A 21,728-nucleotide genomic window follows, 5' to 3' on the forward strand; every position below is an offset into this window, starting at 1 on the left:
ACGGAAGGTGTAGTTCCTCATGCCCTTTGAAGATGATCTCGGCGCGGCCCTCCGGCGGACGGGGGAGGACTTCACGATCGACCGGCACGCCCTGGTGGACGCGGGCGAGGAGCGCGGCCGGCGGCTGGTGGCCCGCCGCCGGGCCGCGGTGATCGGGGGATCCGTACTGGCCCTGGCCCTGACCGCGACCGCGGGCGCCTACACCGGCGGCCTCCTCGACGGCCCGGGCGGCGCGGACGGGGTCCAGGTCGCGGCGCAGCCGACCCCGACCGGCGGCTCCGGCGGCGGGCCGGACGCCGGGGCCGGGAAGGGGCCTCGGACCGGCAGCGGCGCGGTCAGCGCGGAGCGGATGATGGCCAATCTGGAGAAGGCCCTGGCCGTCGAGGGCGGGAAGCTGGAGGCCAGGGCGGGGCGCGGCACGGAGAGCGAGGGCGGCGCGGCCGTCTCCGGCGTGTACGACGACGGGAAGGGCAAGGCGGCCGTCAGCGTCAGTCTCTCCCGCGTGGACCCCCTGGGCAGCCAGGCCGGCCAGCTCACGCAGTGCGGGGACAAGACCGTCCAGGGCTACGACGACTGCCGGACCGAGCGGCTGCCGGACGGCTCGAAGCTGCTGATCTTCAAGGGGTACGAGTACCCCGACCGCCGGGTGGACACCAAGTGCTGGCGGGCCGTGCTCGTCACCCCGGCGGGCTTCCTCGTCGAGGCCTCCGAGTGGAACGCCCCGGCGGAGAAGGACGCGGCTGTCACGCGGCCCGACCCGCCGCTGGGCAGTGCGCAGTTGAAGACCCTGGTCACCTCGCAGGTCTGGCGCCCGGCGCTGAACGACCTGCCGCCCGCCGAGCCCGATCCGGTGCAGCCGGGCGCCGGATCGGCCACGCCGCTGAAGGACCGCAGCGCCGCCGACGCCCTGGAGTCGCTGCTGGTCCCGGTCGGGATCCCGATCAGCTCCCGGGGCGGGGAGGGCTCGTACGGATACGCCGTGCTCGACGACGGCAAGGGCTACTCCCTGGTCCAGCTCAACGTCAGCAAGGGCGAGAGCACCACGGGCTTCGCCGGCGCCGACGTCACCACCGAGTCCGACGGCACGAAGGTCAAGATCACGCAGGGTTCCGCCGGGAAGGGCGAGGGGGTGATCCAGTGGACCGTGGACACCCTGCGCAAGGACGGCCTGCGGGTGACGGTCTCCGCCTTCAACACCGGCAACCAGAACGGCGCCCCGACCCGCAGGACACCCGCTCCCGCACTGGAGCAGCTGAAGGGGATCGCACTCGCGCCGGGCTGGAACCGCGACCGCAACTAGAGACATGGAGCGATCATTTGGCGTCGGCGTAGCACTCCACGACCGCGATCGTGAACGGGAACCGGACCGGGGTGTCGCCGAAGGCGATCCGGCCGGCCCGGTCGCCGGCGGCGCGGATCGCCTCCACCACCGCCTCGGCCTCCTCGGCCGGGCAGTGCACCATCACCTCGTCGTGCTGGAAGAACACCAGCTCCGCGCGCATCCCGGCGGTCGCCTGCCGCAGGGCCGCGAGCAGCAGCAGGGCCCAGTCGGCGGCGCTGCCCTGGACGACGAAGTTGCGGGTGAACCGGCCGCGGGCCCGGGCGTTGGTGGAGGCGTAGCTCGGCGTCCAGCTCTCGTCCCGGTCCTGCCGGGTCCCGGCCTCGCCCTCCGATTCCCCCTCGCTCGGGTCGACGCCGCCGTCGCCGGCCTCGTACCCCTCGCCGGAGCCGGCGGGCGGCGGGCACGTGCGGCCGAGCCAGGTGCGGACGAGCCGGCCCTCCTCCCCGGCCTTCGCCGCGTCGTCCACGTACGCCACGGCCCGGGGGAACCGGCGGCGGAGCGCGGCCAGGTTCTTCAGGCCGTCCCCGGAGGTCTGCCCGTACACGGCGCCGAGAACGGCGATCTTGGCCTGCTCCCGGTCGCCGGAGAAGCCCTGGCGGGAGACGGAGGTGTAGAGGTCCTCGGGCCGGCCGGCCACCTCCATGAAGGCGGGGTCGCGGGAGATCGCGGCGAGCACGCGCGGTTCCATCTGGTCGGCGTCGGCGACGACGAGCCGCCAGCCCGGATCGGCGACCACGGCCCGGCGGATCACCTTGGGGATCTGCAGGGCCCCGCCGCCGTTGGTGACCCAGCGGCCGGTGAGCGTGCCGCCGGGGATGAACTCCGGGCGGAACCGGCCTTCGTGGACCCAGTCGCCCAGCCAGGACCAGCCGTGGGCGGTGTAGATCCGGTACAGCTTCTTGTACTCGATCAACGGCTCCACGGCGGGATGGTCCAGCTCCTGGATCTCCCAGCGGCGGGTGGACTTCAGCCTGATCCCGTCCTTGGCGAAGGCCCGGACGACCTCGGCGGGCAGGTCGGGGCGTACGCGCCGGCCGAAGGCCGCCGAGACGCGGTCGGCCAGCTCGGCGAGGCGCCTCGGCTCCCCACCGCCCGCGTACCGCTCGCCGAGCAGCTCGGTCAGCAGGGCGCGGTGCACGTCGGCCCGCCAGGGCAGACCGGCGCGGTTCATCTCGGCGGCGACGAGGAAGGCGGCCGACTCGGCGGCGACGAGCAGCCGCATCCGGTCGGGACGGTCGGTGGCGTCGAGCCGTCTCGCCTGGTCGGCGTGGACGGCGAGCAGGGCGTCCAGGGAGACCGGGGCGGGCTGCGGATCGAAGAGCGAGTCCTGGGCGCGGGGGTCGACGGCGCGCTGCGGCGGATCGGGCGGTACCGGGGCGTCGCTCAGCCGCGCCCAGGCGGCGGCGGCCGAGCGGGGCTCGCCGGAGCGGCCCTCGTGGCCGAGGAGCAGCAGCTCGGCGTCCTCGATGTCGTGACACCGCTCGACGCGGACGCCGGCCGCGAGCAGGCGCGGATACACGGCGGCGGTGGAACGCCAGACCCAGCGGGTGCCGGGCGGCGCGGAGCGGATCGCGTCGGCGGGGTCCCGGATGCGGAGCGGTGCCGCGGCCGCGGGGTGCGCGGATACGGGGGGCACGGGTGCGGCGTGCCACCACCCGTCGCCGTCCTCGGCGAGGGCCCACCGGGGAGTGCGGTCGCTCATGGGTGCGAGTGTCCCACCGGGGTCCGACAGCGCCGGCGCGGCGGCCCGCGCCACCCGGCCGCGCGACGGCCCGATCACCCGAACCAGGGACACCACGACGCCCCTCGGGCCGGGTACGGGCCGTCCGGCACCGGCACGGGACCGGCACCGGCACCGGTACGCGACCGGCACCGGCACCGGCCCGTCCCGGGCGGGCGGGGGCGCGGGTGGCGGACATGCCAAGCTGAGAGGTGTGACAGACCTTGCCGAGACCGTCGACCGAGCCTTCGCCGCAGCCCTCCACGCCCAGGACGACGCCGGGCTGGACACCGGCGCATCGTTGCTCGCCGCCGATCAGGGACGCTGGTCCGGGGTGGGCCGGGAGCTGCTGGCGCGCGGGGAGGCGTACGTACGGCAGGGCTGGGAGCGGGGCTGGCAGCCGGCCGACGTGCTGCGGCTGGTCCGCCGGGACCTCGACGAGCGGCACCTGCGGATCACCGGGGACCTGATCGCCGCCGAGGCGCGCCGCTACGCCCGGCTGCCGGAGCGCTGGACCACCGCCGAGGTGTGGTGGAAGGGCGACGAGGAGTACGCCGACGCCCTCGCGCGGCGGGAGCGGGCCGACCGGTTCACCCTGGCCACCGCCTTCCTGGAGGTGCTGCGGCTGCTGATCCGGCTGCCCTCCGTCGAGCCGGTGGGGCCGCTGCCGGGCGACCCGGTCGACGCCCTCGCCGAGTACGGCCACATCGAGCCGCGCATGCTCGGCCGGATCCGGGCCCTGCTCGCCAAGGCCGAGGCGACCACCTACCCGGACGAGGCCGAGGCGCTGAGCGCCAAGGCCCAGGAGCTGATGGCCCGGCACACCGTCGACGAGGCCCTGCTCGCGGCGAGCGGCAAGCGCCCCGCCCAGCTGCCGGCGGCCTGCCGGATCGGTGTCGAGCCGCCGTACGAGGAGGCGAAGGCGGTCCTGCTCGACGCGGTGGCCACCGCCAACCGCTGCCGGGCGGTGTGGAACAGCGGCTTCGAGTTCTCCACGGTGGTCGGCTTCGAGAGCGACCTGGAGGCGGTGGAGCTGCTGTACACCTCGCTCCTCGTGCAGGGAACGGCCGCGATGACCCGCGCGGAGGCCGCGCAGCGCTCCGGCGGACGCAAGCGGACGAAGACCTTCCGGCAGTCCTTCCTGCTCGCCTACGCCAGCCGGCTCGGCCACCGGCTCGCCGAGACGGCCGAGCACACGGCGACGGAGGCCCCGGACAACCTGCCGGCCCTGGTGGCGCGCGACGTGGCGGTCACCTCCCGGGCCGAGGAGATGTTCCCGCGGACCACCACCACCCGGCTGCGCGGGGCCACCGACCACGCGGGCTGGGAGGACGGCACGGCGGCCGCCGACCGGGCCCACATGGCCGGCCGCCGCCGGCCGCTCCCCAACACCTAGCAACACCTAGGTGTGCTGTCAGAGCCGGCGGACCTGTCTGTGATCATGGGAACACCCCGCGTGCACGTGCATCTGCGCATGCAGCAGCTGGTGAACACGGCTATGATCCGGTGGAGTTGACATCTGCACTATCGGGGGCTTCCTGTGGACCACGCGTACAACGGGATGGCAGCTGCAGAACTCGCTTCCTTGTTTGAGCTGACGTGGCAGAAGAGCAGACACAGCAACTCGCAGGGTTCCTGCGTGGAGTTCGCGAAGCTGCCCGGAGGCGACGTCGCCATGCGCAATTCGCGCTTCCCCGACGGTCCGGCGCTCGTCTACACGCCGGCCGAGATAGAAGCCCTGCTCCTGGGCGTCAAGGACGGCGAGTTCGACCACCTGATCGGCTGACGGAACGGCGCACTCATCAAGCCATGCACGTGCACTGGCCGGGACCGATCGCAGTGATCGGTCCCGGCCAGTCGTCGTCCCGAGGGGTCGCGCGCGGCTCGGTCGTGGAGTCAGTCGTGGAGCAGGAACAGCGCCCAGACCACCTTGCCGGTGAGCCGCCCCGCGAGCGGGTGCCAGCCCCAGCTGTCGCTGTACGAGTCCACGAGGAACAGCCCCCGCCCGGACTCCAGGTCGAAGTTCTCCTCGGTCCGCTCCGGCGAGAAGGCCCCGCCGGGCCGGTCCTCGCTGGGGTCGCGCACCGCGCACACCAGCCGGGTGCTCCACCGCATCAGGTGCAGCCGTACCGGCGGCTCCGGCTCCCCCGCCGGACCGCGTGACTCCTCCGGCAGGGCATGGCGCAGCGCGTTGGTGACGAGCTCGGAGACGACCAGGGCCACATCGTCGAAGCGTTCGTCGAGGCCCCACTGGGACAGCGTCGAGCGGGTGAAAGTGCGGGCGCCCCGCACCGCGTCGAACCGCGCGGGCAGAGCGCATGAGGCGGACCCGGAGACAGCCGTGGGGTCGACCGGGGGAAGCCCCTGCCGTAACGGCTCGAGCATGGTCGATCCATTCGTCCCCATGCGAGGCACTCCCGGGATTCGCGGACGAAGCGGTGGCTTGTGTCCAAAGAGAACTGCGGGGTGGGTCCCGCGCCGGCGCGAAGAGCACGCAGGTGCGCGGGGACCATCGTTCCGAATGCTCGGGCCGGATGCAAGGGCAGATGCACGTGCACGCGCCGGACCTGTCCGCTCACGTGACGGTTCTTGCTCATTTCTTCCTACGCATACTTACGGACTTCTTTCCCCGTACCCGAGATTCCGTTACGGAACGAGTACGGCCCGATGCGTTTTGGTGGCAGACTGCGGCCTCTGGGGTGCGGGGGCCCCGCGACGCACGCGCACACCACGCGCACGCCAATGCGATGGGGAGGGCAGTACTAGTGACCGCAGAGACAAGCGGTTCTGTGGTGCGCCGCATCCTCCTGGGCTCCCAGCTCAGGCGACTCCGAGAATCCCGCGGCATCACCCGTGAGGCGGCCGGCTACTCGATCCGCGCATCCGAATCGAAGATCAGCCGCTTGGAGTTGGGAAGGGTGAGCTTCAAGGCACGGGACGTGGAGGACCTCCTCACGCTCTACGGAGTCACGGACAGCACCGAGCGCGAGTCCCTGCTGGGACTGGTCCGCGAGGCCAACGCGACCGGCTGGTGGCACAGTTACGGCGACGTGCTGCCGGGCTGGTTCCAGACGTACATCGGGCTGGAGGGCGCCGCGTCGCTCATCCGTATCTACGAGGTGCAGTTCGTCCACGGCCTGCTGCAGACCGAGGCCTACGCCCACGCCGTCGTCAGCCGCGGCATGCCCGACGCCACCGCCGCCGAGATCGACCGCCGCGTCGCGCTGCGCCTGGAGCGGCAGAAGGTGCTCGTCTCCGAGAGCGCCCCCGTCTTCCACGCGGTCCTCGACGAGGCCGCGCTGCGCCGCCCGTACGGCGACCGCGGCGTCATGCGCGGCCAGCTGGAGCACCTCATCGAGATCTCCGAGCGGCCCAACGTCCAGCTCCAGGTGATGCCCTTCTCCTTCGGCGGGCACGCGGGCGAGAGCGGGGCCTTCACCCTGCTGCGCTTCCCCGAGTCCGACCTGCAGGACATCGTCTATCTGGAACAGCTCACCAGTGCCCTCTACCTGGACAAGGACGAGGAAGTGGGGCAGTACGAGCGGGCGATGGAACGCCTGCAGGCCGACTGCCCCGATCCCGACCGGACCAGGGATCTTCTCCGCGGCCTACTCCAACTGTCTTGATCCGCACGTAGTATGACGTCTGATCAGTGCATGATGACCGATCGGTCTCCGGTGCAGCGCACGGGTGCGCGCTCGCAGTAAGGGATGGCATGTCCATATTCAGCGACCTCGCTCACCAGTACATCGACGGCGAATGGCTGGCCGGCAACGGTTCCTGGGACATCATCGACGTCAACCCGTACAACGGGGAGAAGCTCGCGGCCATCACCGTCGCCACCGTCGAACAGGTCGACCGGGCGTACCGCGGCGCCGAGCGCGCCCAGCGGGAGTGGGCCGCGACCAGCCCCTACATCAGACGCGCGGTCCTGGAGCGTGCCCTGCGGATCACCGAGGAGCGCGAGAAGGAGATCGTCGAGGCGATGATCGACGAGCTCGGCGGGACCCGTCCCAAGGCCGAGTACGAGGTCCACCTCGCGATGGAGTTCATCCGCGAGTCGCTCCAGCTGGCCGTCCGCCCCGAGGGCCGGATCCTGCCCTCGCCGGTCGAGGGCAAGGAGAACCGGGTCCAGCGGCTGCCCGTCGGCGTCGTCACCGTGATCAGCCCGTTCAACTTCCCCTTCCTGGTCACCCTGAAGTCGGTCGCCCCGGCCCTGGCGCTGGGCAACGCGGTCGTCATCAAGCCGAACCAGAACGCCCCGGTCGTGGGCGGCGGCGTGATCGCCAAGATCTTCGAGGACGCGGGGCTCCCGGCCGGCCTGCTGAACGTGCTGGTCACCGACATCGCCGAGATAGGCGACGCGCTCCTGACGCACCCCGTCCCCAAGGTGATCTCCTTCGCCGGGTCGGACCGGGTCGGCCGGCACGTCGGCGCGATCGCCGCCCGCCACTTCAAGCGCACGGTCCTGGAGCTCAGCGGCAACAGCGCGCTCGTCGTCCTCGACGACGCCGATCTCGACTACGCGGTGGACGCGGCCGTCTTCAGCCGCTTCGTCTACCAGGGCCAGGTCTGCATGGCCGCCAACCGGATCCTGGTCGACGCGTCCGTCGCCGAGGAGTTCACCGAGAAGTTCACCGCCCGCGTGCGGGGCCTGCGGACCGGCGACCCGCGCGAGGCCGACACCCACATCGGCCCGCTGATCAACTCCTTCCAGGCCGACGCGCTGACCGCGCTCGTGGACCAGGCAGTGGAATCCGGCGCGCAGGCACTCGTACGGGGGTCTACGCGCGGCAACCTGGTCGAGCCCACGGTGCTCGCCGGGATCCCCGAGGACTCCCCGCTGCTGGGCCAGGAGATCTTCGGCCCGGTCGCGCTGCTGGTGGTCTTCGACGGCGAGGACGAGGCCGTACGGCTGGCCAACGCGACCCCGTACGGGCTCAGCGGCGCCGTGCACACCCGGGACGTGGAGCGGGGCGTCCGCTTCGCCCAGCGGATCGAGACGGGGATGATGCACGTCAACGATTCGACGATCGGGGACGAGCCGCTGGCCGCCTTCGGCGGGGAGAAGGCCTCCGGCCTGGGCAGGCTGAACGGCGAGGCCACGGTCGAGGCGTTCACCACCCAGAAGTGGATCTCCGTGCAGCACGGGCGGACGGCGTTCCCGTTCTGATCAAGGGTCCGCGCACCCCTAGACTCGACCGGGCGTAGGCAGCCGCCCGGGGGAGATCGAGTTGAGCAACATACCGGAGACCGGCCGGACCCCTCGGGTCCAGAACCGGCTCGTCGTCATCCAGGTCGTGGTCTTCTCCCTGCTGCTCACGCTGGGCGGACGGCTCTGGTACCTCCAGATCCGCAACGGCCAGGACTACACGGACGAGGCGAAGAACAACCACGTCCAGCAGGTGGTCCAGCCGGCCGTGCGCGGCTCGATCCTCGACTCGCGCGGGGTCCCGCTCGCCGACAACGCGACCCACCTGGTGGTGTCCGCCAGCCGTACCGAGCTGCTGACGATGAAGGACAAGGGCAGGTCCGTCCTGATCCGGCTCGCCGGGGTCCTGGGCATGGACCCCCAGGAGGTCGTCGACAAGGTCCGCCTCTGCGACTCCAAGACCAAGCAGCCCTGCTGGAACGGCTCCCCCTACCAGCCGATCCCGGTCAGCGACGAGGCCACCACCGAGCAGGCGCTGCAGATCCGTGAGCACCCCGAGGACTTCCCCGGCATCACGGCCGAGGCCACCGCGCTGCGCCGCTACGCGGCCCCGGACCAGGCCAACACCTCCCAGGTGCTGGGCTACCTCTCCCCGGTCACCGACGAGGAGATCGCGAAGGCGAAGAAGACCGACTCCCCCTACCTGCGCTCCGACCAGGTGGGCCGCTCCGGCCTGGAGCGCACCTACGACAAGGAGCTGCGCGGCAAGGCCGGCATCACCCGCTACGAGGTGGACAACCTCGGCCGTGTCATCGGGCAGGGGCAGACCGACCCGGCGCAGCCCGGCTCGAACATCGTGACCTCGATCGACTCGCGCGTGCAGGCGGTGGCCGAGCGCGAGCTGAACAACGCGATGATCGAAGCGCGCAAGGTCAGGGACAGGAACACCAACCGCAACTACGAGGCCGACTCGGGCGCGGTCGTGGTGATGGAGACCAAGACGGGCCGGATCGTCGCGATGGCCTCGAACCCCACCTACGATCCCAACACCTGGGTGGGCGGCATCTCCGCGAAGGACTACGCCTCCCTCACCGACAAGGAGTCCAACTACCCCCTGCTGAATCGGGCGATCCAGGGGCAGGCGGCGCCGGGCTCCATCTTCAAGGTGGTCACCTCGACCGCCGCGGTCAACGCCGGCTACCCCTTCAACAACCGCTACCCCTGCCCCAGCTCGTACTCGGTGGGCAGTCAGACCTTCACGAACTTCGAGTCGCAGGGCTACGGCGACATCACCATCGGCCGGGCCCTGGAGGTCTCCTGCGACACCGTCTACTACCTGATCGCGGACCAGGAGTGGAAGAAGGACGGGGGCATCAAGCCCAAGAAGGACCCCAACGACTGGTTCCTCAAGACGGCCCACGAGTTCGGTCTGGGCAAGCGCACCGGCATCGACCTGCCCAACGAGGTGCCCGGCCGGGTCCCCGACCGCAAGTGGAAGCAGGACTTCTTCGACGCCAACAAGGACGCCTGGTGCCGGGACGGCAAGAAGAACGGCAGCTTCGCCGAGAAGATCGCCTACGAGAACTGCCGCCAGGGCAACCAGCTGCGCGAGGGTGACGCGATCAACTACTCGATCGGGCAGGGCGACACCCTCGTCACCCCGGTCCAGATGGCGTCCGTCTACGCGGCCATCGCCAACGGCGGCACCCTGCACCAGCCGAGCGTCGGCAAGGCGGTCGTCAGCGCCGACGGGACGTCGGTGAAGGAGATCGCCCCCAAGGAGCGGGGGAAGCTCCCGATGGACAAGAAGACCCGCGACAACATCGACGCGGCCCTCGCGGGCGTGGCCACCGACGGCAGCGCCGCCTGGCGCTTCGGCGGCTGGCCGCAGAAGCAGATCCCCATGCACGCCAAGACCGGCACGGCCGAGGTCCAGGGCAAGCAGACCACCTCGTGGTTCGCCTCGTACACCGAGGACTACGCGATCGTCATGACGATCTCCCAGGGCGGTACCGGCTCCGGGGCCTCCGGACCGGCCGTCCGCAAGATCTACGAGGCGATGTACGGGCTCGACCCGACGGGCAAGCAGGACCTCACCAAGGCCCTGCTGCCCACGCCCGCCACGGCGCTGCCCGCGATCCGGCCGGACGGGGAGGTCTCCCCCAACTGACCGGAGGATCTAGGACACACCCTGACCTAGATCCTCCGTAGCGTAGGAGGTGCCGGGGGAGAGACTCCCGGCGACACCACGCAGAGGCGGTCCGGTCATGGCTCAGCTTCCCACCGACGTCCCCGGCGACGAGCGCGGCACGCTCCTCGCCTTCGTCGAGTCCCAGCGCGCGGCGATCCGCGCATCCCTCGCCGGGCTCGACGAGGAGCAGGCCGCGAGCCGGCCGAGCGCGAGCGAGCTCTCCCTGTCCGGGTTGCTCAAGCACGTGGCGGAGGTCGAGCTGAACTGGCTGCGGCTGGCCCAGCAGCAGCCGAACGAGCGGATGCGCGACGAGGCGAGCTACGCCGACAGCTTCCGCCTCGTCGAGGGCGAGTCCATCCCGTCCGTGCTGGCCTTCTGGGACGGCGTCCGGCAGGAGACGGAGGCCTACGTCACCGCCGTCGCGAGCCTGGACGCGGCCTTTCCGCTGCCGCCGGCGCCGTGGTTCCCCAAGGACACCAAGGTCTCGCTCCGCTGGATGCTGCTGCACCTGGTGGAGGAGTTCGCCCGGCACGCCGGTCATGCGGACGTCATCCGCGAGTCCATCGACGGCACCAAGGCGATGGGCTGAGGGCTGTCCCGATTACGGGACAGCCCTTGGGAGAGGGGGTGGCGGCGGGGGCATAGCCTGGCTCCATGTCAGCGATCCGGCTTCTTGTCCTCGGCGCCGTCCGCCAGCACGGGCGGGCCCACGGGTACCAGGTGCGCAACGACCTGGAGTACTGGGGCGCCCACGAGTGGTCGAACACCAAGCCGGGATCGATCTACCACGCGCTGAAACAGATGGCGAAGCAGGGCGTCCTGCACGCGCACGAGGTGGCGCCGAGCGCGGCGGGCGGACCGCCGCGCACCGAGTACGAGGTGACGGACGCCGGCCGCGAGGAGTACTTCAGGCTGCTGCGTGAGGCGCTCGCGGCCTTCGACCAGAAGACGGACGTGCTGTCGGCGGCGATCGGCTTCATGGTCGACCTGCCGCGCGGGGACGTGCTCGCGCTGCTCCGGGAGCGGCTGGCGAAGCTGGCGGTCTGGCGGTCGTCGGTGACCGAGTACTACACCCCCGAGGGCGGCCCGGAGTCGCTGGGCCACATCGGCGAGATCATGCACAGGTGGGTCCACTCCGCGGACGCGGAGGCGGAGTGGACGCGAGGCCTGATCGCCCGGATCGAGGGGGGCGCGTACTCCTTCGCGGGCGAGGGCGGCGATCCGTTCGTGGGGGTCCTCGCGGACGGCCAGGAGAATCCCTTCATCTAATCAAGTTTGACTAGCTTGCGAGCGGGCACTACTTTGTGCGGCTCGTAGTAATCAAGTTTGACTAGTGAGGGAGTGGCTTTGGCGATCTCCGTCGAAGGTGTCCACAAACGCTACGGCGACAAGCAGGCCCTGGCCGGACTCGACCTGGAGGTGGCGCCCGGCACCGTGCACGCCGTGCTCGGCCCCAACGGCGCCGGGAAGACCACGGCGGTGCGGATCATGAGCACCCTGCTCCGCCACGACGAAGGGGTGGTCCGGGTGGCGGGCCACGACGTCGCCGCCGACCCGGCGGCCGTCCGCTCGCGCATCGGGCTGCTCGGCCAGCACGCCGCGCTCGACGAGGAACTGGCCGGACGGCAGAACCTGGAGATGTTCGGCCGCCTGCACCACCTGGGCGCGCGCGGGGCCGGGCGGCGCGCCGACGAACTGCTGGCCCGCTTCGGCCTCGCGGACACCGGCCGCAAGGCCGTGAAGCAGTACAGCGGCGGCATGCGGCGCCGGCTCGACCTCGCCGCCTCCCTGATCACCGCACCGGAGGTGCTGTTCCTCGACGAGCCGACCACCGGCCTCGACCCGCGCGGCCGCGCCGAGGTGTGGAGCGCGGTCCGCTCCCTCGTCGGCGGCGGCACCACCGTGCTGCTCACCACGCAGTACCTGGAGGAGGCCGACCAGCTCGCCGACCGGATCGCCCTGATCGACGGCGGCCGGGTGGCGGCCGAGGGCACGGCCGACGAACTGAAGGCCCTCCTCGGCGCGGACCGGATCGTCGTGGTCCTGCGCGACGCGGCGCAACTGGCGCAGGCGGCCCGGCTGCTGCCCGACCCAGCCGTCGACCCCGACACCCTGACCCTGAGCTTCCCCGTCCAGGACCGGATGGCGGGCCTGGCCCGGACCCTGCGGACGCTTGAGGAGGCGGGCATCGAGGCGGCCGACCTCGCCGTCCGGCGCCCCACGCTCGACGAGGTCTTCCTGCACCTGACCGACCGCGAGGAGGCGGCCGTATGAGCGCGGCATGGGTGGTCTCGGACTCCTGGACGATGACCCGGCGCGAGCTGGCGCACTGGGCGCGCCGGCCGGTGCAGATGCTCGTGGGCCTGGTCTTCCCCGTGATGATGCTGCTGATGTTCGGCTTCCTGGTGGGCGGCGGGCGCGGGATCGACGGCGAGTACATCGAGTTCCTGGTGCCGGGGATGCTCGCCCTCACCATGGCCTTCGGGCTGGAGGCCACCATGACGGCCGTCACCCAGGACCTGAACAAGGGGGTGATCGACCGCTTCCGCGCCATGCCGATGTCCTCCTCCGCGGTCCTGGTGGGCCGCAGCGCCGCCGACATGCTCCAGTCGGCCGTGGGGCTGCTGGTCCTGGCCGCCGTCGGGCTGCTGCTCGGCTGGCGCTGGCACGGCGGCGCGGCGGCCGCCCTGCTCGCCTTCGGGCTGCTCCTGCTGCTGCGCCTCGCGATGCTGTGGATCGGGATCTGGCTCGGTATGGTCGCGGGCCGGCCGGAGCTGGTCCAGGCGGTGCAGATCCTGGTGTGGCCGGTGGGCTTCCTGTCCAACGCCTTCGCCACCCCGGAGTCGATGCCGGGCTGGCTGGGCGCGGTGGTGGAATGGAATCCGCTCTCGGCGACGGCCACCGCCGTCCGCGACCTGTTCGGCAACCCGGCCGCGGCCCCGCCCTCGTGGGCCGCCGACCACGCGGCCCTGCTGGCGGTCGCCTGGCCGCTGCTGCTGCTCGCGGTCTTCTTCCCGCTGGCGGTGGGCCGCTACCGGGGGCTCAGCAAGTAGCCGCCGGAGCGGACTTGCACCTCACGCGGCGTGAGGAACCACAGTGGGGGGCGTACCCGAACGGAGGAGGGAAGGAATGGGCTACTCAGTGGGCCAGGTGGCCGGGTTCGCCGGGGTCACGGTGCGCACCCTGCACCACTACGACGAGATCGGGCTGCTCTCCCCGGGCGGCCGCAGCCACGCGGGACACCGGCGGTACGACGACGCCGACCTGGACCGGCTGCAGCGGATCCTGTTCTACCGGGAGCTCGGCTTCCCCCTCGACAAGGTCGCGGTCCTGCTGGACGACCCGGCATCGGATCCACAGGAGCATCTGCGCCGGCAGCATGCCCTGCTGACCGACCGGATCGCCCGGCTCCAGCAGATGGCCAAGGCCGTTGAGCACGCCATGGAGGCGAAGAAGATGGGCATCAACCTCACGCCCGAGGAGAAGTTCGAGGTCTTCGGGGAGCAGGACCCCGAGAGTTACGCGCAGGAGGTCGAGGAGCGCTGGGGCGGCACCGAGGCGTACGCCGAGTCGCAGCGCCGCGCGGCCTCGTACACCAAGGAGGACTGGCAGCGGATGCAGGACGAGTCCGCCGAGTGGGGCCGCCGGTACGTGGCGGCCATGGAGGCGGGCGAACCCGCCGACGGCGAGCGGGCGATGGACCTGGCCGAGGAGCACCGGCTGCACATCCACCGCTGGTTCTACGACTGCCCGTACGAGATGCACACCTGCCTCGGTGAGATGTACGTGGCGGACGAGCGGTTCACGGCGTTCTACGACGCCATGAAGCCGGGCTTCGCGGCGCACCTGAGGGACGCGATCCTCGCCAACGGTGTGCGCGAGGCGTAAGCGGAATGTCACGCGCACGACCCCCGCCGGTACCTGGAACCGGGCGGGGGTCGTGTGCGTTGATAATTGAAACCGCCCCCATCGCTGTTCTTCCCCCGATCCAGGAGAGCCCGGAACCCGTGTATACGCTTGCGCTCGGCCCTGAGTGGCTGTCCCCGGACTACCTGATCTCGCACTTCGGCCTGATCGGCATCCTGGTCATCGTCTTCGCCGAGTCGGGTCTCTTCGCCTTCCTGCCCGGCGACTCCCTGCTCTTCACCGCGGGCCTGCTGGTCGCGGACGGGCAGTACATCAAGCAGCCGCTGTGGCTGGTCTGCACCCTGATCGTCGCCGCCGCGATCATCGGCGACCAGGTCGGCTACATGATCGGAAAGTACTTCGGGCCGAAGCTCTTCAACCGGCCGAACTCCAAGCTCTTCAAGCGGGAGAATCTGGACAAGGCGCACGAGTTCATGGACAAGCACGGCCCCAAGGCCATCGTGCTCGCCCGCTTCGTGCCGATCATCCGCACCTTCGCCCCGATGGTCGCCGGCGCCGGCACGATGAAGTACCGCACCTTCCTGACCTACAACATCATCGGTGGCATCGGCTGGGGCGCGGGCGTCACCATCGCCGGCTACTGGCTCGGCCAGATCGAGTTCATCAAGACGAACGTCGAGCCGATCCTCGTCGGCATCGTCCTCATCTCCGTCATCCCGGTCGTCTTCGAGGTCCTGAAGGCCCGCAAGGAGAACAAGGCGAACGCCGGCCAGGCGCCGGACGCGGTCGCCGCCGACGGCACCGGCCCGCAGTCCCCGGGCCAGCGCGGGCGCCACGCCAAGCGCTGACACCGCGCGCAGGACCACACGCCGCACGGGCCGCACGCCCGCCCCGCCGGGGCAGGAGGTGCGGCCCGTCGGCGTGTGACGGTCCTCAGTAGCCGCGGGTCCGCTTGGCCGCGGCGCGGCCCTTGACGGCGCTCGCCGCCCCGGGGATGCGCATGAACAGCCGGGAGGTCTCCGAGCCCAGGTTGACCCCGATCGCGATGGCCAGGGCGATGGCCGCGGCGTTCACCAGGGAGCCCAGCCCCTCGTTCAGCCGGTCCTCGGCGATCAGCAGCAGCCCGTAATACGTCGCGGAGCCCGGCAGCAGCGGCCCGATGGCGGCCGTGACGTACGGCAGGGCGGACGCGAAGCGGTAGCGGGAGAAGAGCTGCCCGAAGAGGCCCACCAGCCCGGCAGCGACGCACGTGGACGGCACGGGCGGGATCCCGCCCGCGTAGTGCAGGGCCCCGAAGACCACCCACGCCACCCCGCCGTTGAGGGTCACGATCCACACGGTGGAGCGTTCCTGCTGGAGCAGGATCGCGAAGGTGAAGACGAGCACCATCGAGGCCGCGATCTGGACCAGCGGCCGCTGGGTGATCTGCAGGACCTCCTCGGGCTTGGGCGAGGCGCCCAGCTGCAGCCCGAGGTAGAGCACGACCAGCACGCCCATGATGATGCCGATGAAGAGGTACATGACCTCCAGGAGCCGCGCGGCGGCGGTGATGTAGAAGCCGGTCAGGCCGTCCTGCACGGCCGCGACCAGGGCCCGCCCCGGCAGCAGCGCGAACAGCCCGCCGGTGATCACGGCGGAGGCCTTGATGTTCTCGATCTCCGCGAGCTTGAGCGCCACCCCGAAGGCGGCCGGCGGCATCGCGGCGACCACGAACTGGTAGAACTCGGGCAGCCCGCGCCCGGCGCACAGCCAGGCGAGCCGGTCCCCGAGGACCGCGCCGAGTGCGGCCGCGAAGAAGACCAGCACTCCGCCGCCGACCAGGATCGAGGCGGCCCCGGCGAGCAGCCCGGCGGCCGCCGTGAGCACCCACGTGGGGTACGGGTGGCGGTTGCGCCGGATCTCGGCGAGGCGCCGGTAGGCCTCCTCCAGGGAGATGTCGGTCTCCGCCGAGCTGATGTCGGCCACCAGCCGGAACACGGCCGCCAGGCGCGTGTAGTCGGTGCCCCGGCGGCGCACGGTCCGGCTCGCCGAGACCGGGTGGTCGACCAGCGACGGCTGGTGCGTGATCGACAGCATGGTGAAGGTGACGGTCGGCTCGCAGCGGTCGAGCCCGTAGGAGCGGGCCACGGCGAACATCGCGGCCTCCACGTCCTCGGAGCCCTCGCCGCCCGACAGCAGCAGCTCGCCGATGCGCAGCGTCAGGTCGAGCACGCGGCCCACGGCGGGCCCGGTGTCGCTCGGCCGCTGCACCAGGTCCGGTACGGGGCGCACGTCGACCGGCATGCGCAGCATCGTGCGCATGCGGTCCTGCCAGGGGGACTCCTTCAGCTGGACGACGGGGAAGCCCTGGCCGGGGGTGTAGGCGGGCGGGGACTGCGCGGCGCTGTAGGTGGCCGGCGCGGCGAAGGCCGAGCCCTCGGGCTCCGGCGGGACCGGCCCGGTGTTCGGCGGGCGGACGAACTCCGAGGTGGGCTGATCGTCGGCGGACACCTCCGGCTCGATGCCGGGAGGCGGCGTGAAGGCGCTGTGCGCTTCGTCGGACTGAGGCTTCCTGTCCTCCGCCCCGTCGGCCTCCGCCACGCGTCCTCCCCTTCGTGATCACCCGGAGTATCAGTATGCGGAACCGTTTCCTCCCCGTCGAAACCTGGCTCCCCGGGAACGCGAAAGCGGGCGGCATCCCGAGGGATGCCGCCCGCCGTGTCACAGGGGGCGCGGGGCGCCGCCCCGGCCCGTCACCGCCGAGCGCGAGCTCAGTGGTGGCCGCCCTGCGCCTCCAGGCGCTTGTAGGAGGCCTCGATCTCGGCCTCGGCCTCGGCGCGGCCGACCCAGTTGGCGCCCTCGACCGACTTGCCCGGCTCCAGGTCCTTGTAGACCTCGAAGAAGTGCTGGATCTCCAGGCGGTCGAACTCGGACACGTGGTGGATGTCGCGCAGGTGCTCGACACGCGGGTCGGAGGCCGGCACGCAGAGCAGCTTGTCGTCGCCGCCCGCCTCGTCCGTCATACGGAACATGCCGATGGCGCGGCACTTGATCAGGCAGCCCGGGAAGGTCGGCTCGTCAAGGATGACCAGCGCGTCCAGCGGGTCGCCGTCCTCGCCGAGGGTGTTCTCGACGAAGCCGTAGTCGGCCGGGTAGCTGGTCGAGGTGAAGAGGCGACGGTCCAGACGGATCCGGCCGGTCTCGTGGTCCACCTCGTACTTGTTCCGCGAACCCTTGGGGATCTCGATGGTGACGTCGAACTCCACGTCCTGCTCCTCCATGATCAGCTTCATTGCTTCGAGACGGCATTGATTCAACTGCGTGCGCGTCCGGCCCATCCCTGTCGGGTGGGGTGCCATGCTCGCGGCAAGACGCAGTGGTTAAGTGTCCCTCACGCATATGTGTGATCGCGAAAGGGGCTGGTCCGAGGTGCCATTGGTCAAGACCTGGCAGCTCACCGCGGGTGCGGCCGTCGCCGGCCTCGCCCTGTCGGTGGCAGCGGTGACCGCCGCCGGTCCGTGGGACTCCGGCCAGCGTAAGGCCGAGCGGGACAAGGCCGCCTCCTGGGGCCGTACGGGTGGCGCAGATCACGATGGCGGCGCCGCCGCCGGGCCCCTTCCGCAGGCCGCGCCCAGCGCCCCCGGAGTGCTGGGCGCCGTCGGTCCCGGCGTCCCGCGGGGCCAGGCGGCCGCCGCCGCGCCCGCCGACGCGCTGGCCGCCAGGCTGCGGCCGCTGCTGGCCGATCCGGCGCTCGGCACCCTCCGTACCGCCTCCGTCGTGGACACCGCCACCGGGCAGGTCCTGTACGAGTCCGGGGCGCGCGACGCGATGACCCCCGCCTCCACCGTCAAGATCGCCACCGCGGCGGCCGTCCTGGCCGCGCTCGGGCCCGAGCACCGGATCAGGACCACCGTCGTGCCCGGCGCCACCCCCGGACAGGTCGTCCTGGTCGGCGGCGGCGACCCCTCCCTCACCGCGAAGAAGAAGAGCCCCGCCGGATCCGGCGGCAGCCTCGTCGCCCTGGCCGCCGACGCCGCCCAGGCCCTCAAGGCCGCCGGCACCGACACCGTGACCCTCGCCTACGACGACAGCCTCTACAGCGGCCCCGTACGGCACCCGATCGGTGTCAACCCCAACATCGCCCCCGTGACCGCCCTGGCGGCCGACGAAGGCCGCCCCGACGACTCCACCTCCGGGCCCGTGGACCGCGCCGACGACCCGGCCGGGGCCGCCGCCCGCGCCTTCCGCACCCTGCTGGCGGAACGCGGCGTCAAGGTCACCGGGGAGCCCGTCCGGGCCAAGGCCGCCGCCGGCGCCCAGCCGCTGGCCGTCACCCGGTCCACCCCGGTGGCCGGGCTCGTCGAACGGATGCTGACCAACAGCGACAACGACATCGCCGAGGCCCTCGCCCGCCAGACCGCCCTCGCCTCCGGACAGCCCGCCAGCTTCGAAGGCGCCGAGAAGGCCGTCACCGCCCGGCTCGCCGGCCTCGGCGTCGACACGGCCGGCTCCCGCTTCGCCGACGGCAGCGGCCTCAGCCGCGCGGACAAGGTCAGCGCCGGCCTGCTGACCGGCCTGCTCGCCAAGGCCGCCGGCCCGGACCACCCCGAGCTGCGGCCCGTCCTCACCGGGCTGCCCGTCGCCGGGTTCACCGGGACCCTGCGCGCCCGCAACGCCGGCACCTCCCCGGCCGCCGGCCTGGTCCGCGCCAAGACCGGCACGCTCACCGGGGTGAACTCCCTGTCCGGCACCGTCGTCGACGCCACCGGCAGGCTCCTCGCCTTCGCCTTCCTGACCGCGAACAGCCCCGGCCCCGAGGGCGCCGAGAAGGGCCTCGACAAGCTGGCCGCGGCCGTCGCGGGCGCTCCGTAGGGGGTCCGCCGGACGGCTCGCCCACGTACGGTTGACGCATGACGAGCATCAGTGGTGCGGAGATGGTCGACTGGAACCTCGCGGTGGCGACCGCGACCCGGCTGGTACGGCCCGGCCCGGAGGTCACCCGGGACGAGGCGCGGGCCGTCGTCGCCGAACTGCGCGGGCACGCCAGGACCTCGGAACGGCACGTGCGCGAGTTCACCCGGATGATCCCCGAAGGGGCCGCCGTCCCCGACACCCCCGTCCTGGTCGTCGACCGGGCCGGCTGGGTCAAGGCCAACGTCGCCGGATTCCGGGAGCTGCTGATGCCGCTCCTCGGCAAGATGCAGGACCGCCGGGCGAACGCCCCCGGCGGAGCCGTCCTCGGAGCCTTCGGCGGCAAGGTCACCGGCGTCGAGCTGGGCATGCTGCTCAGCTTCCTGGCCTCCAGGGTGCTGGGGCAGTACGAGACCTTCGCACCGGCCTCCCGCGACCTGCCGTCCTCCGCGGCGGGCGGCCGGCTGCTGCTCGTCGCCCCGAACATCGTGCACGTCGAGCGGGAGCTGGAGGTGGCCCCGCACGACTTCCGGCTGTGGGTCTGCCTCCACGAGGAGACGCACCGTACCCAGTTCACGGCCGTCCCGTGGCTGCGCGCCCACCTCGAAGGCGAAATCCAGACGTTCCTCGGCGCCACCGAAGTCGACCCCATGACGGTCCTGGAACGCATCCGGGAGGCCGCCCAGTCCTTCGCGGGGGCCCGCCCCGACGCCGAGCGCGGCGACGACGAGGGCCGCTCCCTCGTCGAACTCGTGCAGACCCCCGAGCAGCGCGAGATCCTCGGCCGCCTCACGGCCGTCATGTCCCTGCTGGAGGGACACGCCGACTTCGTCATGGACGGCGTCGGCCCCCAGGTGGTGCCCTCGGTGGCCGAGATCCGCGAGAAGTTCCAGCAGCGCCGCGCCAGCGGAGCGGGCCGCCTCGACGCCGTCCTGCGCAAGCTGCTCGGCCTCGACGCCAAGCTGCGGCAGTACCGCGACGGCGAGCGCTTCGTACGGGCCGTCGTCGGCCAGGTCGGCATGGACGGCTTCAACCGGGTCTGGACCTCCCCGAACACACTGCCCACCAAGGCGGAGATCGACCGGCCCGCCGACTGGGTCGCCCGCGTCCACGGCAAGGGGAGCGAGGGGGGCGGAGAGCACCGGCAGGGGTGACGCCGGGAGCACGGGCCCGCCGGGAAGCGGCGGGCCCGCCCCGCGCGGCCACGGGGCTTCCCTCCCGTTCACCCGTGCCACACGTGACGGAGAGGCCTAAACATGTCTCACTGGGGGAAGCAGCATCACCCGTCCGAGGGACCGTGAGTCGTAGAAGGGCGTGCGATGCTCGGGGAACGGCTCGGTTCTGTCACCATCGACGCACTCTGAGTGACATCCTCCCGTTCCGCGGGGGCAGCCGGGCAAGCACCTCCCAGCACACCACCCCGAAGCCTCCGAGGCATCCGAACTCCATCGAAGGGCACCGGACATGGGTCCCCATCCTGCGGTCGCGGCGATACGCCTGGCGGTCCGCCGCGTACTCCACGACGTCCTCACCGAGCTCACCGACCTCCCCCGGACCCCGTCCGGAGGGATCCCCCGTGCCGACCGTCGCACCGGCGCGGGCACCCCGCCACTCGTGCTCGTCGCCTGCTCCGGCGGCGCCGACTCCATGGCACTCGCCTCGGCGCTCGCCTTCGAGGCCCCCAAACTCGGCATCCGGGCCGGCGGGATCACCGTCGACCACGGACTGCAGGACGGCTCCGACCAGCGCGCCGCCGAGGTCGTCTCCCGCATGACCGCCCTCGGCCTCGACCCGGTGGAGTCCGTCGCCGTGCGCGTCGGCCGTGACGGAGGTCCCGAGGCCGCCGCCCGCGACGCCCGCTACGGCGCCCTGGACGACGCCGCCGACCGCCTCGGCGCCGCCGCCGTACTGCTCGGCCACACCCGGGACGATCAAGCGGAAACCGTCCTGCTGGGACTGGCCCGCGGATCCGGCATCCGCTCGCTCTCCGGCATGCCCGAGGTCTCGGGCGGGCCCGGTGGCCCCGGCCGCCCCGGCCGCAGCCACCGCTACCGCCGCCCCTTCCTCCAGGTCGACCGGCAGACCGCCCGCAAGGCGTGCATGGTCCAGTCCCTGGCCGTCTGGGACGACCCGCACAACATGGACCCCGCCTACACCCGCTCCCGCCTGCGCCACGAGGGACTGCCCGCCCTGGAGAAGGCGCTCGGCAAGGGCGTCGTGGAGGCCCTCGCCCGCACCGCCCAGCTCTCCCGCGACGACGCCGACGCCCTGGACGCCTGGGCCGCCGAGGCGGAGGGCGGCGTACGCGACGAGGACGGCCGCCTGGAGTGCGCCAAGCTGTACGCCCTGCCCCCGGCCGTCCGCCGCCGTGTGCTGCGCAGGGCCGTCGTCGCGGCGGGCTCACCCGCGGGCTCCCTCTTCGCCCGCCACATCGAGGAAGTCGACCGCCTCATCACGGGATGGCGCGGTCAGGGCGCCATCAACCTGCCCGGCCGGGTGGAGGCCCAGCGGCAGGGTGGCAGACTTGTCATCCGGCAGGGCTGATTGGTGCTGAAACACGGTTGAG

The 21,728-nt window shown here is 72.0% G+C and carries 17 protein-coding genes and 2 pseudogenes; 15 read left to right on the forward strand and 4 right to left on the reverse strand.

Annotated elements, in window-relative coordinates:
• Positions 1–19 precede the first annotated feature (19 nt).
• Positions 20–1,300 (forward strand): hypothetical protein, encoded by a 1,281-nt coding sequence (locus tag NRK68_RS18605; protein WP_183066624.1) that lies wholly within the window; start codon positions 20–22, stop codon positions 1,298–1,300.
• Between the two features lie 13 nt (positions 1,301–1,313).
• Here the strand turns inward: NRK68_RS18605 and NRK68_RS18610 are convergent, their stop codons facing one another.
• Positions 1,314–3,044 carry a bifunctional 3'-5' exonuclease/DNA polymerase gene (locus NRK68_RS18610; RefSeq protein WP_257856264.1) on the reverse strand — a complete coding sequence of 577 codons (1,731 nt, stop codon included), beginning with the start codon at positions 3,042–3,044 and terminating at the stop codon, positions 1,314–1,316.
• A 232-nt stretch (positions 3,045–3,276) separates the two neighbouring features.
• Between NRK68_RS18610 and NRK68_RS18615 the strand changes: the two genes are divergently transcribed.
• Together NRK68_RS18615 and NRK68_RS18620 are read left to right on the forward strand one after the other, a co-directional pair.
• Positions 3,277–4,458, forward strand: coding sequence for a DUF2786 domain-containing protein (locus NRK68_RS18615; protein ID WP_183066626.1), 1,182 nt, complete (start codon positions 3,277–3,279; stop codon positions 4,456–4,458).
• A 144-nt stretch (positions 4,459–4,602) separates the two neighbouring features.
• Positions 4,603–4,848, forward strand: a complete 246-nt coding sequence (locus tag NRK68_RS18620) for a DUF397 domain-containing protein (RefSeq protein ID WP_030656519.1) — start codon at positions 4,603–4,605, stop codon at positions 4,846–4,848.
• A gap of 110 nt (positions 4,849–4,958) precedes the next feature.
• Here NRK68_RS18620 and NRK68_RS18625 read toward each other — a convergent pair whose 3' ends face one another.
• A complete protein-coding gene (locus NRK68_RS18625) occupies positions 4,959–5,468 on the reverse strand; it encodes an ATP-binding protein (protein WP_079025779.1) in 510 nt (169 codons plus the stop codon).
• Between the two features lie 341 nt (positions 5,469–5,809).
• Between NRK68_RS18625 and NRK68_RS18630 the strand changes: the two genes are divergently transcribed.
• The 9 genes and pseudogenes from NRK68_RS18630 to NRK68_RS18670 form a co-directional block, all read left to right on the forward strand.
• Entirely contained in the window at positions 5,810–6,688 is an 879-nt protein-coding gene (locus NRK68_RS18630) for a Sco1979 family transcriptional regulator (protein ID WP_183066628.1), read from the forward strand.
• A gap of 89 nt (positions 6,689–6,777) precedes the next feature.
• Positions 6,778–8,235 carry an aldehyde dehydrogenase family protein gene (locus tag NRK68_RS18635; protein ID WP_183066629.1) on the forward strand — a complete coding sequence of 486 codons (1,458 nt, stop codon included), beginning with the start codon at positions 6,778–6,780 and terminating at the stop codon, positions 8,233–8,235.
• 61 nt (positions 8,236–8,296) lie between these two features.
• A pseudogene (gene mrdA / locus NRK68_RS18640) lies at positions 8,297–10,372 on the forward strand (penicillin-binding protein 2); the annotation flags it as partial.
• A gap of 109 nt (positions 10,373–10,481) precedes the next feature.
• A complete protein-coding gene (locus NRK68_RS18645; protein ID WP_183066631.1) occupies positions 10,482–10,994 on the forward strand; it encodes a DinB family protein in 513 nt (170 codons plus the stop codon).
• A 65-nt stretch (positions 10,995–11,059) separates the two neighbouring features.
• Complete coding sequence (locus NRK68_RS18650) at positions 11,060–11,674, forward strand: PadR family transcriptional regulator (RefSeq protein ID WP_183066632.1); 615 nt, start codon at positions 11,060–11,062, stop codon at positions 11,672–11,674.
• Positions 11,675–11,752: 78 nt separating this feature from the next.
• Positions 11,753–12,679: an ATP-binding cassette domain-containing protein gene (locus NRK68_RS18655; RefSeq protein WP_259656627.1), complete on the forward strand. Its 927-nt coding sequence runs from the start codon at positions 11,753–11,755 to the stop codon at positions 12,677–12,679.
• Positions 12,676–13,458, forward strand: a complete 783-nt coding sequence (locus NRK68_RS18660) for an ABC transporter permease (protein WP_183066633.1) — start codon at positions 12,676–12,678, stop codon at positions 13,456–13,458. The genes NRK68_RS18655 and NRK68_RS18660 overlap by 4 nt, the downstream gene beginning before the upstream one ends.
• A 76-nt stretch (positions 13,459–13,534) precedes the next feature.
• On the forward strand, positions 13,535–14,293 hold the full coding sequence (locus NRK68_RS18665) for a MerR family transcriptional regulator (RefSeq protein WP_257856265.1): 759 nt from the start codon (positions 13,535–13,537) through the stop codon (positions 14,291–14,293).
• A gap of 119 nt (positions 14,294–14,412) precedes the next feature.
• Positions 14,413–15,084: pseudogene (locus NRK68_RS18670) on the forward strand (DedA family protein); the annotation flags it as partial.
• A 121-nt stretch (positions 15,085–15,205) separates the two neighbouring features.
• On the opposite strand, the gene NRK68_RS18675 reads toward NRK68_RS18670, so the two are convergent.
• On the reverse strand, positions 15,206–16,852 hold the full coding sequence (locus NRK68_RS18675) for a threonine/serine exporter family protein (RefSeq protein ID WP_183066636.1): 1,647 nt from the start codon (positions 16,850–16,852) through the stop codon (positions 15,206–15,208).
• Between the two features lie 170 nt (positions 16,853–17,022).
• On the reverse strand, positions 17,023–17,517 hold the full coding sequence (locus NRK68_RS18680; RefSeq protein ID WP_030031597.1) for an inorganic diphosphatase: 495 nt from the start codon (positions 17,515–17,517) through the stop codon (positions 17,023–17,025).
• 133 nt (positions 17,518–17,650) lie between these two features.
• Here NRK68_RS18680 and dacB point away from each other — a divergent pair, with 133 nt between their 5' ends.
• The 3 genes from dacB to tilS all read left to right on the forward strand — a co-directional run bounded on the left by dacB (position 17,651) and on the right by tilS (position 21,706).
• Positions 17,651–19,123 carry a D-alanyl-D-alanine carboxypeptidase/D-alanyl-D-alanine endopeptidase gene (gene dacB / locus NRK68_RS18685; RefSeq protein WP_183066637.1) on the forward strand — a complete coding sequence of 491 codons (1,473 nt, stop codon included), beginning with the start codon at positions 17,651–17,653 and terminating at the stop codon, positions 19,121–19,123.
• A 38-nt stretch (positions 19,124–19,161) separates the two neighbouring features.
• Positions 19,162–20,316: an Rv3626c family coenzyme F420 biosynthesis-associated protein gene (locus tag NRK68_RS18690; RefSeq protein ID WP_183066638.1), complete on the forward strand. Its 1,155-nt coding sequence runs from the start codon at positions 19,162–19,164 to the stop codon at positions 20,314–20,316.
• A gap of 310 nt (positions 20,317–20,626) precedes the next feature.
• Complete coding sequence (gene tilS, locus NRK68_RS18695; protein WP_183066639.1) at positions 20,627–21,706, forward strand: tRNA lysidine(34) synthetase TilS; 1,080 nt, start codon at positions 20,627–20,629, stop codon at positions 21,704–21,706.
• The last annotated feature ends 22 nt before the right edge of the window (positions 21,707–21,728 follow it).

The sequence above is a fragment of the Streptomyces yangpuensis genome, from assembly GCF_024666385.1.
GTDB classification, from domain to species: Bacteria; Actinomycetota; Actinomycetes; order Streptomycetales; family Streptomycetaceae; genus Streptomyces; species Streptomyces yangpuensis.